Annotated in this window: 9 protein-coding genes; 4 read left to right on the top strand and 5 right to left on the bottom strand. The window is 56.1% G+C overall.

Annotated elements, in window-relative coordinates:
• Positions 1-90: 90 nt before the first annotated feature.
• Both glpT and RTM13_RS12120 read left to right on the top strand, forming a co-directional pair.
• Positions 91-1,440, top strand: coding sequence for a glycerol-3-phosphate transporter (gene glpT / locus RTM13_RS12125; RefSeq protein ID WP_312212261.1), 1,350 nt, complete (start codon positions 91-93; stop codon positions 1,438-1,440).
• 354 nt (positions 1,441-1,794) lie between these two features.
• Positions 1,795-2,232: a helix-turn-helix domain-containing protein gene (locus RTM13_RS12120; protein ID WP_312212260.1), complete on the top strand. Its 438-nt coding sequence runs from the start codon at positions 1,795-1,797 to the stop codon at positions 2,230-2,232.
• 86 nt (positions 2,233-2,318) lie between these two features.
• Here RTM13_RS12120 and yfaE read toward each other — a convergent pair whose 3' ends face one another.
• From yfaE to ubiG, 4 genes are all read right to left on the bottom strand, one after another.
• Positions 2,319-2,573, bottom strand: a complete 255-nt coding sequence (yfaE, locus tag RTM13_RS12115; protein WP_312212259.1) for a class I ribonucleotide reductase maintenance protein YfaE — start codon at positions 2,571-2,573, stop codon at positions 2,319-2,321.
• Positions 2,573-3,703 (bottom strand): class Ia ribonucleoside-diphosphate reductase subunit beta, encoded by a 1,131-nt coding sequence (gene nrdB, locus RTM13_RS12110; RefSeq protein WP_312212258.1) that lies wholly within the window; start codon positions 3,701-3,703, stop codon positions 2,573-2,575. Before nrdB ends, yfaE begins: the two co-directional genes overlap by 1 nt.
• A 106-nt stretch (positions 3,704-3,809) precedes the next feature.
• Positions 3,810-6,095 carry a class 1a ribonucleoside-diphosphate reductase subunit alpha gene (nrdA, locus tag RTM13_RS12105; RefSeq protein WP_312212257.1) on the bottom strand — a complete coding sequence of 762 codons (2,286 nt, stop codon included), beginning with the start codon at positions 6,093-6,095 and terminating at the stop codon, positions 3,810-3,812.
• A gap of 349 nt (positions 6,096-6,444) precedes the next feature.
• Entirely contained in the window at positions 6,445-7,173 is a 729-nt protein-coding gene (gene ubiG, locus RTM13_RS12100) for a bifunctional 2-polyprenyl-6-hydroxyphenol methylase/3-demethylubiquinol 3-O-methyltransferase UbiG (RefSeq protein WP_103819026.1), read from the bottom strand.
• 157 nt (positions 7,174-7,330) lie between these two features.
• Here ubiG and gyrA point away from each other — a divergent pair, with 157 nt between their 5' ends.
• The gene (gene gyrA, locus RTM13_RS12095) at positions 7,331-9,967 is read left to right on the top strand and encodes a DNA topoisomerase (ATP-hydrolyzing) subunit A (protein WP_312212256.1); all 2,637 of its coding nucleotides are present in this window, start codon (positions 7,331-7,333) and stop codon (positions 9,965-9,967) included.
• A 126-nt stretch (positions 9,968-10,093) separates the two neighbouring features.
• Positions 10,094-12,940: a two-component system sensor histidine kinase RcsC gene (gene rcsC / locus RTM13_RS12090; RefSeq protein ID WP_312212255.1), complete on the top strand. Its 2,847-nt coding sequence runs from the start codon at positions 10,094-10,096 to the stop codon at positions 12,938-12,940.
• Positions 12,941-12,999: 59 nt separating this feature from the next.
• Here rcsC and rcsB read toward each other — a convergent pair whose 3' ends face one another.
• On the bottom strand, positions 13,000-13,650 hold the full coding sequence (gene rcsB / locus RTM13_RS12085) for a response regulator transcription factor RcsB (RefSeq protein ID WP_103819029.1): 651 nt from the start codon (positions 13,648-13,650) through the stop codon (positions 13,000-13,002).
• Positions 13,651-13,664: the final 14 nt, after the last annotated feature.

Here is a 13,664-nt window from a genome sequence, read left to right as displayed (position 1 = left end):
CAATTACCGATATTCCTTAACATCGCCGCCTCGCTGGAGTGGTGAGGCACTTAAACCCCTACAAATTTAATACTTAGCCTCGGAGGCTACATGCTCAGTATCTTTAAACCAGCGCCACATCAGGCGCGCCTGGGAAAGGCAGAAATCGATCCGCTATACCGTCGTTTGCGCTGGCAAATCTTTATCGGCATCTTCTTTGGTTACGCGGCGTACTACCTGGTACGTAAAAACTTTGCTCTCGCCATGCCTTATCTGTTGGAGCAGGGCTTTTCACGCGGCGATCTCGGATTTGCGCTATCGGGCATCTCCATTGCCTATGGCTTCTCCAAGTTCATTATGGGGTCGGTATCCGATCGTTCTAACCCACGCGTTTTCCTTCCGGCCGGTCTGATTCTGGCGGCGGCAGTGATGCTGTTTATGGGTTTTGTGCCCTGGGCGACATCGAGCATTGCCGTTATGTTTGTGCTGCTCTTCCTGTGCGGCTGGTTCCAGGGAATGGGATGGCCGCCGTGCGGACGTACCATGGTTCACTGGTGGTCGCAGAAAGAGCGCGGTGGTATTGTCTCGGTGTGGAACTGCGCGCATAACGTGGGCGGCGGTATTCCCCCTCTGCTCTTCCTGCTGGGGATGGCGTGGTTCAACGACTGGAAAGCGGCACTCTATATGCCGGCGTTTGGTGCGATTGTGGTGGCGATTATTGCCTTTGCGCTGATGCGTGATACGCCGCAGTCCCAGGGTCTGCCGCCTATTGAAGAGTACAAAAATGACTATCCGGATGACTACAGCGAACAGCATGAAGAGGAGCTGACCGCCAAACAGATCTTCATGAAGTACGTGCTGCCCAACAAGCTGCTGTGGTACATCGCGGTGGCAAACGTCTTTGTCTATCTGCTGCGTTACGGCATCCTCGACTGGTCGCCAACCTACCTCCGGGAAGTGAAGCATTTTGCGCTGGATAAATCCTCCTGGGCTTACTTCCTGTATGAATATGCGGGGATCCCAGGCACGCTGCTGTGCGGCTGGATGTCGGATAAGGTGTTTAAAGGTAACCGTGGTGCGACGGGCGTCTTCTTTATGACGCTGGTGACTATCGCTACCGTGGTGTACTGGCTCAACCCGGCCGGCAACCCAGGCGTGGATATGGCCTGCATGATTGTTATCGGCTTCCTGATCTATGGTCCGGTAATGCTGATTGGTCTGCACGCGCTGGAGCTGGCACCGAAAAAAGCGGCAGGCACGGCGGCAGGCTTTACCGGCCTGTTTGGTTACCTGGGCGGTTCGGTCGCGGCGAGTGCTATTGTCGGCTACACCGTTGACTTCTTCGGCTGGGACGGTGGCTTCATGGTAATGATTGGCGGGAGCGTGCTGGCGGTATTACTGCTCACGGTGGTGATGTTCGGTGAAAAACGTCACCATGCGCAGGTGCTGGCGCGTCGTTAATAAGCACTAAAATAGAAAAGGGCCGCAAGGCCCTTTTTTTATATCCAGGAAACAGGTAAGGTTCACGTAGCATTTACTTCTTACAAATCATGTAAAATCAATAGATTATGTTGATGATCCGCGCAACGATCCTGGATGACCCAGTGTGACTCTCTGTTTACCTTTTTTCACTATTTAACGCTAAATATTGCTGTTAACGTCGAATAATAATTTATTTACATGTACGGTGGCGTGAAAAAATAAGCGCCGGGCTGTATGTTGAAAGTATTCACTATCGCCATATAATCGTTCTTATTATCAGTGCGGCTTATGAAATAAGGATCGAACGGCGCTCTACGGACAGTTTCAAGACATATGAGTAAAGATACGATGGGATATCGGCTATACGGTTACGTAATAGGCAAAGAAATTCACTTCGAAATTGAAAACCGAAGGCTCTATCGCCTGCCGCAGGGACGCGCCGATAAATCATTTATCTTTGGCTCGGTATTATTTAACCATACGATGCTGCATCTTTTTGTTTATCTATTACAGCATGGCCGCCATACGACGGTGCCGCGTGAAGAGCTGCTGCGCGTGGTGTGGGAAGAGAACGATCTGGTGCCGTCGAGCCAGCGCCTGTGGCAGGTATTAAAAAATCTTAACCGACGTCTTAGCCTGCTGGGATTACCGGATGATTTTATCGTCAACGTCAGGGGAAGCGGTTATATCATTAACTACGTTGATATTACGCCAATCTATTATAGGGTCAGTGAACTCCAGCGCAGCCCTGAAAAAATAACGGAGAGTTAGCTATTCCGGCGTGAGTGATGTCAACCCGGAAATTTATCCCTGACCATATTTATGCTCAGGGATTTTTTATATTTGTTGGCCGCTAATTACAGGTCGAGTTCGATATCGCCCATCGCCCGACAGCAGCAGGGGAGGATCTCCCCTGCCTGGATAAAGGCCAGCGGCTCGGTGAGCCACTCAACCTGGCCAGCAAGCAGGCGGGTGCGGCAGGAGCCGCAGTAGCCCTCGCGGCACTGATACTCAACCTTGACCTTGTGGAACTCCAGCGCCGCCAGCAGCGACGGATGTTCATCCTGACACAGCAGCTGTGCGCCAGTGATGCGCAGCGTCACCGCTCCCATCAGAGCTGGAAGTCGCTGAGATCGTCGGTGTTCACTTCCGAATCGATCTGGCCCACCAGATAGGAGCTAACTTCAACTTCCTGCGGTGCAACCTGCACGTTGTCGGAAACCAGCCAGGTGTTGATCCATGGGATTGGGTTGGAGCGGGTTTTGAACGGCAGATCCAGACCCACCGCCTGCATGCGGATATTGGTGATGTACTCCACGTACTGGCAGAGAATATCTTTGTTCAGGCCGATCATCGAGCCGCCCTGGAAGAGATACTCTGCCCACTCTTTCTCCTGCTGTGCCGCCTGTACAAAGAGATCGTAAGACGCCTGCTTGCACTCTTCAGCGATCTCCGCCATCTCCGGGTCATCCACGCCGCTGCGCAGCAGGTTCAGCATATGCTGGGTGCCGGTCAGGTGCAGCGCCTCGTCGCGAGCGATCAGGCGGATGATCTTGGCGTTGCCTTCCATCAGCTCGCGCTCGGCGAAGGCGAAGGAGCAGGCGAAGCTGACGTAGAAGCGGATCGCTTCCAGCGCGTTAACGCTCATCAGGCAGAGGTAGAGCTTCTTCTTCAGCTCGCGCAGGTTCACGGTCACGGTCTGGCCGTTGACGTTATGCGTCCCTTCGCCCAGCAGGTGCCAGTAGCTGGTCAGCTGGATCAGATCGTCATAGAAGTGGGAGATACCCTCTGCACGCTTGAGGATCTGCTCGTTGGTGACGATATCATCGAAGACAATCGCCGGATCGTTAACGATGTTACGGATAATATGGGTGTAGGAGCGCGAGTGGATGGTCTCGGAAAACGCCCAAGTTTCGACCCATGTCTCCAGCTCAGGGATAGAGATCAGCGGCAGCAGGGCCACGTTCGGGCTGCGGCCCTGGATGGAATCCAGCAGCGTCTGATATTTCAGGTTGCTGAGGAAGATGTGTTTTTCATGCTCCGGCAGCGCCTGGAAGTCGATGCGGTCCCGCGAGACATCAACCTCTTCCGGACGCCAGAAGAAGGAGAGCTGTTTCTCAATCAGCTTTTCAAAGATGTCATATTTTTGCTGATCGTAGCGGGCGACGTTAACCGACTGGCCGAAAAACATCGGCTCTTTCAGCTGATCGTTCTTCGTCTGTGAAAAGGTGGTGTATGCCATGCGAGTGTTTCCTGTCCTGCCGTTATACGCCGGGTGGCGCTTCGCTTACCCGGCCTACAAAACCTAATCCGTAGGCCCGGCAAGCTTTGCGCCGCCGGGCGATTTATCAAATCTTACATGCGCCGCTTTCGCAGCCGTCGTCCTGGATAGAAGGCACCAGGTCATCCTGCGCATCTTCCGCACCGTCACGGGTGTTCTGATAGTACAGGGTCTTGACGCCAAACTTATAGGCGGTGAGCAGATCCTTCAGCAGCTGCTGCATCGGCACTTTGCCAGACGGGAAGCGGGACGGATCGTAGTTGGTATTCGCAGAGATCGACTGGTCGATAAACTTCTGCATGATACCCACCAGCTGCAGGTAACCGTCGTTATTCGGCATCTCCCACAGCAGCTCATAGTTGTTTTTCAGGTGCTCATAATCCGGCACGACCTGGCGCAAAATACCGTCTTTCGACGCTTTAATGCTTACGTGGCCACGCGGCGGCTCAATGCCGTTGGTGGCGTTAGAGATCTGCGATGAGGTCTCGGACGGCATCAGTGCAGAGAGCGTGGAGTTACGCAGGCCATGCGTCTTGATGGACTGACGAAGCGCTTCCCAGTTGTAGTGCAGCGGCTCGTTAGTAATGCCGTCGAGATCCTTTTTATAGGTGTCGGTCGGCAGAATACCTTGCGCATAGGTAGTCTCGTTGAACCACGGGCACGCGCCTTGCTCTTTCGCCAGCTCGTTAGAGGCCTTCAGCAGGAAATACTGAATGGCTTCAAAGGTCTGGTGAGTCAGGTTGTTGGCGCTGCCGTCGGAGTAGCGCTTGCCGTTTTTCGCCAGCCAGTAGGCAAAGTTGATCACGCCAATACCCAGCGTACGGCGACCCATGGCCCCGCGTTTTGCGGCCGGGATCGGGTAGTCCTGATAGTCCAGCAGGGCATCCAGGGCACGTACCGCCAGCACGGCCAGCTCTTCCAGCTCGTCCAGATTGCTGATTGCGCCAAGGTTAAACGCCGACAGCGTACAGAGCGCGATTTCGCCGTTCTCGTCGTTGACGTCCATCAGCGGTTTGGTCGGCAGGGCGATCTCCAGGCAGAGGTTTGACTGGCGCACCGGTGCCACCGCCGGATCGAACGGGCTGTGGGTGTTGCAGTGGTCAACGTTCTGGATGTAGATACGACCGGTAGAGGCACGCTCCTGCATCATCAGCGAGAAGAGCTCAACCGCCTTCACGCGCTGCTTACGGATGCTCTCGTCCTGCTCGTACTGCACGTACAGGCGCTCAAACTCGTCCTGATCGGCGAAGAAGGCGTCGTAGAGGCCTGGCACGTCGGACGGGCTGAAGAGGGTGATATCCTGGCCCTTCAGCAGACGGGTGTACATCAGCTTGTTGATCTGTACGCCATAGTCCATGTGACGAACGCGGTTGCCTTCGACGCCACGGTTGTTTTTCAGCACCAGCAGGCTCTCAACTTCCAGATGCCACATCGGGTAGAAGAGGGTCGCCGCACCGCCGCGCACGCCGCCCTGGGAGCAGGACTTCACTGCGGTCTGGAAGTGCTTGTAGAACGGAATACAGCCGGTGTGGAACGCTTCACCGCCGCGGATCGGGCTGCCGAGGGCGCGAATACGGCCCGCGTTAATACCGATACCGGCGCGTTGGGAGACATATTTCACAATCGCGCTGGAGGTGGCGTTGATGGAGTCCAGGCTGTCGCCGCACTCGATCAGCACGCAGGAGCTGAACTGGCGGGTCGGGGTGCGCACGCCGGACATGATCGGCGTCGGCAGCGAAATCTTAAAGGTCGAGACCGCGTCATAGAAACGCTTCACGTAGTCCAGACGGGTTTCACGCGGATAGTTAGAGAACAGGCACGCGGCAACCAGAATGTAGAGGAACTGGGCGCTCTCGTAGATTTCGCCAGTTACGCGGTTTTGAACCAGGTATTTGCCTTCCAGCTGCTTCACTGCCGCATAGGAGAAGGTCAGATCGCGATCGTGCTGGATGAAACCATCCATCTGCTGGAACTCTTCTTCCGTGTAGTCTTCCAGCAGATGATTATCGTATTTACCCAGCTCAATCATCTTGCGCACGTGGTCGATCAGCACCGGCGGCTCAAACTGGCCGTAGGCTTTTTTACGCAGGTGGAAGATAGCAAGGCGGGCCGCCAGATACTGATAGTCCGGCGCATCGCGGGAGATGAGATCCGCCGCGGCTTTGATAATGGTTTCGTGGATGTCGGACGTTTTGATGCCGTCGTAGAACTGAATGTGGGAGCGCAGTTCAACCTGAGAGATCGATACGTTATTCAGCCCTTCTGCCGCCCAATCCAGCACCCGGTGGATTTTATCCAGATTGATGCGTTCAGTACGACCATCACGCTTCGTCACCAGCAGACTCTGATTCATGTACCTGTCCTTAAGAAAAAAAGTATCCCCCGCTTATCCACAGTTCGGCGCTGTGGTTAAACCTGTGGATAAATACTATATGTAGGGGGTGTTTAATGAAAACGTCACAATATGGTGAGTATTTTAGTCTGGATTCTTTTCAGTACAAGAGTTGATTTTGAGGTTAAATTGCGGTTGCGGAAAGGTAATAATCGCTAAGTCCGCGAACGATAAGGGCTACAGGAAAGTCAACGCATGCGAAAAAAAAATCTGAATGTGATCGAACGCTGAAATCTTCATCGTGCAAGTGGCAAAAGCCCATTACGCAGCCTATGGCACTGCGTAATGGTCATCACATTTTCAAATAACGTTAGCTGTTTTTTGCCTGAGTGTGGAGCATGTAGTTCACGTCAACGCCCGGGGCTAGCTTGAAGCGATCGGTAAGCGGATTGTAGTGCAGGCCGATCATGTGCCGCTCCTGTAGCGGGGTAGGATCGATCCAGCCAATCAACTCGGCGGGCTTAATAAACTTCTTCACGTCGTGCGTGCCTTTCGGCACCATGCGCAGCACGTATTCTGCACCGACAATCGCCAGCAGCCAGGCTTTACCGCTGCGGTTAAGCGTCGAGAAGAAGACGTGGCCGCCCGGTTTAACGAGGCGGGCGCAGGCGTGCACTACCGACTGCGGATCGGGCACGTGCTCCAGCATCTCCATGCAGGTCACGACATCATACTGTCCCGCCTGCTTTGCCGCATGCTCCTCAACCGTCTCCTGGACGTAGTCGACATGAATGCCAGACTCCAGGGCGTGCAGGCGAGCAACCTGCAATGGCTCAAAGCCCATATCGAGGCCGCTGACGTTCGCCCCTTCCCGGGCCATGCTCTCGGCCAGAATGCCGCCGCCGCAGCCGACATCCAGCACTTTTTTGCCAAACAGGCCGCCGACGCGTTCGGCGATATAGCCCAGGCGCAGGGGGTTGATACGGTGCAGCGGCTTAAACTCGCCTTCGGTATCCCACCAGCGTGACGCCACGGCTTCAAATTTGGCGATCTCTTCATAGTCAACGTTTTGAGCCACCGGCGGTTTTTCAGCATTCATTGGCGCTTTTACTCCTTAATCAATCAGTGCATTGAGTATATCAGGAGAGAAGTATCAATAAAGCACCGGAGGGGGTGTTTCCTTTACCGGAATGACGGCGGCTGTGTTATAATTTGCGACCTTTGAATCCGGGATACAGTAGAGGGATAGCGGTTAGATGAGCGACCTTGCGAGAGAAATTACACCGGTTAACATCGAGGAAGAGCTGAAGAGCTCCTATCTGGACTATGCGATGTCGGTCATTGTTGGCCGTGCGCTGCCAGACGTCCGCGATGGCCTGAAACCGGTACACCGTCGCGTACTATACGCCATGAACGTATTGGGCAATGACTGGAATAAAGCCTACAAAAAATCTGCCCGTGTCGTTGGTGACGTAATCGGTAAATACCATCCCCATGGTGACACGGCGGTGTATGACACCATCGTCCGTATGGCGCAGCCGTTTTCGCTGCGTTACATGCTGGTCGATGGCCAGGGTAACTTCGGCTCGGTAGACGGCGACTCCGCCGCGGCGATGCGTTATACGGAAATCCGTATGTCGAAAATTGCCCACGAGCTGATGGCCGATCTGGAAAAAGAGACGGTCGATTTCGTTGATAACTACGACGGTACCGAAAGAATTCCGGACGTCATGCCAACCAAAATCCCGAACCTGCTGGTTAACGGCGCGTCCGGTATCGCAGTCGGTATGGCAACCAATATTCCGCCACACAACCTGACGGAAGTGATCAACGGCTGCCTGGCCTACATCGCCGATGAGAACATCAGCGTTGAAGGGCTGATGGAGCACATTCCGGGGCCAGACTTCCCGACGGCGGCAATCATTAACGGCCGTCGCGGTATCGAAGAGGCCTATCGCACCGGCCGCGGCAAGATCTACATTCGCGCACGCGCGGAAGTTGAAGCCGACGCGAAAACCGGTCGTGAAACCATTATCGTGCACGAAATCCCGTATCAGGTGAACAAAGCGCGCCTGATCGAGAAGATTGCCGAGCTGGTGAAAGACAAACGCGTCGAGGGCATCAGCGCCCTGCGCGACGAGTCCGATAAAGACGGTATGCGCATCGTGATTGAGATCAAACGCGATGCAGTGGGTGAGGTGGTGCTGAACAACCTCTACTCCCAGACGCAGCTGCAGGTCTCCTTCGGCATCAACATGGTTGCGTTGCACCACGGCCAGCCGAAGATCATGAACCTGAAAGATATTCTTTCTGCGTTCGTGCGTCACCGCCGTGAAGTGGTGACCCGCCGTACCATTTTTGAACTGCGTAAAGCCCGCGACCGAGCGCACATCCTTGAAGCGCTGGCGGTTGCGCTGGCGAACATCGATCCGATCATCGAGCTGATCCGCCGTGCGCCGACCCCGGCCGAAGCGAAAGCAGGGCTGGTGGCGCAGGCGTGGGATCTGGGCAACGTGGCGGCCATGCTGGCAGGCGCTGGCGATGACGCCGCACGTCCGGAGTGGCTGGAGCCGGAGTTTGGCGTACGCGACGGTAAGTACTACCTGACCGAGCAGCAGGCTCAGGCGATCCTTGACCTGCGTCTGCAGAAGCTGACCGGCCTTGAGCACGAGAAGCTGCTTGACGAGTACAAAGAGCTGCTGGCGCAGATCGCCGAGCTGCTGCACATTCTCGGCAGCGCCGATCGTCTGATGGAGGTGATCCGCGAGGAGCTGGAGCTGGTCCGCGACCAGTTTGGCGACGCGCGTCGCACTGAGATCACCGCGAACAGCGCCGATATCAATATCGAAGATCTGATCAGCCAGGAAGACGTGGTGGTTACGCTGTCGCATCAGGGCTACGTTAAGTACCAGCCGCTGACCGACTACGAGGCCCAGCGCCGCGGTGGTAAAGGCAAGTCTGCTGCCCGTATTAAGGAAGAGGACTTTATCGACCGTCTGCTGGTGGCCAACACCCACGACACGATCCTCTGCTTCTCCAGCCGGGGCCGTCTCTACTGGATGAAGGTCTACCAGCTGCCGGAAGCGAGCCGTGGCGCACGCGGTCGTCCGATCGTCAACCTGCTGCCGCTGGAAGCCAACGAGCGTATCACCGCTATTCTGCCGGTGCGCGAGTATGAAGAGGGCGTAAACGTCTTTATGGCAACCGCCAGCGGTACGGTGAAGAAAACGGCGCTGACTGAGTTCAGCCGTCCGCGCTCGGCCGGGATCATCGCGGTGAACCTGAACGAAGGCGACGAGCTGATTGGCGTTGACCTGACCTCCGGCGACGACGAAGTGATGCTCTTCTCCGCAGCCGGTAAAGTGGTGCGCTTCAAGGATAACGCGGTGCGTGCGATGGGCCGTACGGCTACCGGCGTGCGCGGTATCAAGCTGGCTGGCGTTGATAAGGTCGTCTCTCTGATCATTCCTCGCGGCGAAGGCGCTATCCTGACCGTGACCCAGAACGGCTACGGTAAACGCACGGCGCAGGAAGAGTACCCTACCAAGTCGCGTGGTACCCAGGGCGTTATCTCTATCAAGGTCACCGAGCGCAACGGCTCCGTTGTTGGCGCGGTACAGGTCGACGACTGCGACCAGATCATGATGATCACCGATGCCGGTACCCTCGTGCGTACCCGCGTCTCGGAGATCAGCGTGGTGGGGCGTAACACCCAGGGCGTGATCCTCATCCGCACGGCGGAAGATGAGAACGTAGTGGGTCTGCAACGCGTGGCCGAGCCGGTAGATGACGAAGAGCTGGACGCTATCGACGGTACGGTCGCAGAGGGTGATGACGATATCGCCCCGGAAACCGAAGCCGATGATGATGCAGCGGATGACGGCGAAGAGTAATTCGGCGTATTAAGTCAGAGCATTGATGAAAGGGCCGGCAATCCGGCCCTTTTTCTTTGCGGTCTGCCCGTTTTACCGCTACCTTATCGACATCCTTTTTGACCCTGACGGCGGAGCATCGCCACGTTGAAATACCTCGTCTCTTTTCGAACCACTCTCAAAGTTTCACGCTACCTGTTCCGGGCGCTGGCATTGCTGCTCTGGCTGCTGATTGTCCTCTGTTCAGTGTTCTACATCGTCAATGCCCTGCACCAGAAAGAGTCTGAAATCCGTAAGGAGTTTAATCTCAGCTCCGATCAGGCCCAGCGCTATATTCAGCGCACCTCAGACGTGATGAAAGAGCTCAAGTACATCGCAGAAAATCGCCTGACGGCAGAGAACGGCATCATGGCCTCTCGCGTGCAGAACGCGCAGAACGACGTCCCCGATTTTCAGCCGCTGTTTCCGGACTCCGACTGCTCGGCGATGGGTACGGCATGGCGCGGCTCGCTGGAGTCGCTGGCGTGGTTCATGCGCTACTGGCGAGATAACTTCTCTGCCGCCTACGATCTCAACCGGGTATTCTTAATCGGCAGCGTAAATCTCTGCATGGCCGACTTTGGCCTGCGCGACGTGCCGCTGGAGCGCGAGAGCGCCCTGAAAAACCTGCACGAGCGCATTCTGAAATACCGCAACGCACCGCAGGAAGAGCGCGGCAACAACATCTTCTGGATAAGCCAGGGCGCGCGTCCCGGCATCGGCTACTTCTATGCCCTGACGCCGGTCTACCTGGCCAACCGCCTGCAGGCGCTGCTGGGCGTTGAGCAGTCTATTCGCATGGATAACTTCTTTACGCCGGGTACGCTGCCGATAAGCGTGACCATTCTTGATGAGAACGGCCACGCGCTGATCTCTCTGACCGGGCCGGATAATCGCCCGGAGATCGATCCGCGCTGGATGCAGGAGCGCTCCTGGTTTGGCTACACCTCCGGCTTCCGCGATCTGGTGTTGAAGAAGAGCCTGCAACCCTCATCCCTGAGCGTGGTCTACTCGGTGCCGGTGGATCTGGTGCTGGAGCATATCCGCATGCTGATCCTCAACGCGGTGCTGCTTAACGTGCTGGTGGGGATCGCGCTCTTTACCCTGGCGCGGATGTACGAGCGGCGCATCTTTATTCCGGCGGAGGTGGATGCCCAGCGTCTCGAAGAGCATGAGCAGTTTAACCGCAAGATTGTCGCCTCCGCGCCGGTGGGGATCTGTATTTTACGTACCCAGGATGGCACCAACATTCTGAGTAACGAGCTGGCGCATAACTACCTCAATATGCTGACCCACGAGGATCGGCAGCGGCTGACGCAGATTATTTGTGGTCAGCAGGTCAACTTTGTCGATGTGCTCACCAGCAATAACACCAATCTGCAAATCAGCTTTGTTCACTCGCGCTATCGCAATGAGAACGTGGCCATCTGCGTGCTGGTGGATGTCTCCGCCCGCGTCAAAATGGAGGAGTCGCTGCAGGATATGGCCCAGGCGGCGGAGCAGGCGAGCCAGTCGAAGTCGATGTTCCTGGCGACCGTTAGCCATGAGCTGCGCACGCCGCTCTACGGTATTATCGGTAACCTCGATCTGCTGCAAACCAAGGCGCTGCCGAAAGGGGTAGATCGCCTGGTAACGGCCATGAACAACTCCTCCAGCCTGCTGCTGAAGATCATCAGCGATATTCTCGACTTCTCAAAAATTGAGTCCGAGCAGCTGAAGATCGAGCCGCGGGAGTTCTCCCCGCGCGAGGTGATGAACCATATCACCGCAAACTACCTGCCGCTGGTGGTGCGCAAGCAGCTTGGGCTGTACTGCTTTATCGAGCCAGACGTGCCGGTGATGATGCAGGGCGACCCGATGCGCCTTCAGCAGGTGATCTCTAACCTGCTGAGCAACGCCATCAAGTTTACCGACGTAGGCTGTATCGTGCTTCACGTGCAGCGGGCAGGGGAGTATCTCTCTATTCAGGTGCGCGATACCGGCGTCGGTATTCCGGCCAAAGAGGTAGTTCGCCTGTTCGATCCCTTCTTCCAGGTAGGTACCGGCGTGCAGCGCAACTTCCAGGGCACCGGACTGGGGCTGGCTATCTGTGAGAAGCTGATCAGCATGATGGATGGCGATATCTCCGTGGATACCGAGCCGGGTATGGGGAGCCAGTTTACTCTGCGCATCCCGCTCTACTCTGCCCAGTCACCGCAGGTGATTGACGTTGACGGCCTGGCTAATACGCGCTGTTGGCTGGCGATCCGTAACGCCTCGCTGTGCAGCTTCGTGGAGTCGCTGCTGGCACGCAACGGCATTCGTGCCGAGCGCTACGAAGGGCAGACTCCGGACGCAGACGATATGCTGCTTACCGATGATGCCCTCGACGAACCCTGGCAGGGCAGGGCGGCGGTGATCTTCAGCCGTCGGCATATCGGCATTCCGCAGGAGCGCAAGCCTGGTGAGTGGACGCACAGCGTGGCATCACCCCATGAGCTGCTGGCCCTGCTGGCGCGTATCTACAGCGTCAAGGTAGATACCAGCGAAACCGCGCCGGTGCTCTCCGCTGCTGAGACGCAGGATGCCCACAATGATGACATGATGATTCTGGTGGTGGACGATCACCCGATCAACCGACGGCTGCTTGCCGATCAGCTTGGCTCCCTGGGCTACCAGTGTAAAACTGCCAACGACGGTGTGGATGCCCTGAACGTGCTAAGCAAAAACCATATCGATATCATCCTGAGCGACGTTAACATGCCAAATATGGATGGCTACCGCCTGACGCAGCGCATTCGCCAGCTGGGGCTGACCCTGCCGGTGGTGGGCGTGACGGCCAACGCGCTGGCGGAAGAGAAGCAGCGCTGCCTGGAGTCGGGCATGGATAGCTGTCTGTCGAAACCGGTCACGCTGGACGTGCTGGAGCAGACGCTGGCGATCTACGCGGAGCGGGTGAGAAAAGCGAGAGTATAAGTCAGGAAGACGTAGGCCGGGCAAGCGTCAGCGCCGCCCGGCTTAACGTTGAGAGAGGATTAATCTTTGTCCGCCGGGCTCAGGGTCACGGAGGAGAGGTAGTTCAGCAGGGCGATATCGTTATCCACACCCAGCTTCATCATTGCCGATTTCTTCTGGCTGCTGATGGTTTTAATGCTGCGGTTCAGCTTCTTGGCGATCTCGGTAACGAGGAAACCTTCGGCGAACAGACGCAGTACTTCGCTCTCTTTCGGTGACAGACGTTTGTCACCGTAGCCGCCGGCGCTGATCTTCTCCAGCAGGCGAGAGACGCTCTCCGGGGTAAACTTCTTGCCTTTCTGCAGCGAGGCCAGCGCTTTCGGCAGGTCCGTCGGCGCGCCCTGTTTCAGGACAATCCCTTCGATATCCAGCTCCAGCACCGCGCTGAGGATGGCCGGGTTGTTGTTCATGGTCAGCACGATCACCGACAGGTTCGGGAAGTGGCGCTTGATGTATTTAATCAGGGTAATGCCGTCGCCATATTTGTCACCGGGCATGGAGAGATCGGTGATCAGGACGTGCGCATCCAGTTTTGGCAGGTTATTGATAAGCTGTGTTGAGTCTTCAAATTCACCGACTACATTCACCCACTCGATCTGTTCAAGTGACTTGCGAATACCGAACAGTACAATCGGATGGTCATCGGCAATAATTACGTTCATATTGTTCATGTATAAGGCTACCT

It is taken from the genome of Pseudescherichia sp., assembly GCF_031979925.1.
Taxonomy (GTDB): Bacteria; Pseudomonadota; Gammaproteobacteria; order Enterobacterales; family Enterobacteriaceae; genus Pseudescherichia.
Note: the sequence above shows the minus strand (reverse complement) of the source record. Positions and strands in the feature narration are given on the sequence as shown.

Coding starts and splice junctions, on each gene's coding strand:
- glpT (WP_312212261.1), top strand. CDS start 91: ATGCTCAGTATCTTTAAACCAGCGCCACATCAGGCGCGCCTGGGAAAG.
- RTM13_RS12120 (WP_312212260.1), top strand. CDS start 1,795: ATGAGTAAAGATACGATGGGATATCGGCTATACGGTTACGTAATAGGC.
- nrdA (WP_312212257.1), bottom strand. CDS start 6,095: ATGAATCAGAGTCTGCTGGTGACGAAGCGTGATGGTCGTACTGAACGC.
- yfaE (WP_312212259.1), bottom strand. CDS start 2,573: ATGGGAGCGGTGACGCTGCGCATCACTGGCGCACAGCTGCTGTGTCAG.
- gyrA (WP_312212256.1), top strand. CDS start 7,331: ATGAGCGACCTTGCGAGAGAAATTACACCGGTTAACATCGAGGAAGAG.
- ubiG (WP_103819026.1), bottom strand. CDS start 7,173: ATGAATGCTGAAAAACCGCCGGTGGCTCAAAACGTTGACTATGAAGAG.
- nrdB (WP_312212258.1), bottom strand. CDS start 3,703: ATGGCATACACCACCTTTTCACAGACGAAGAACGATCAGCTGAAAGAG.
- rcsB (WP_103819029.1), bottom strand. CDS start 13,650: ATGAACAATATGAACGTAATTATTGCCGATGACCATCCGATTGTACTG.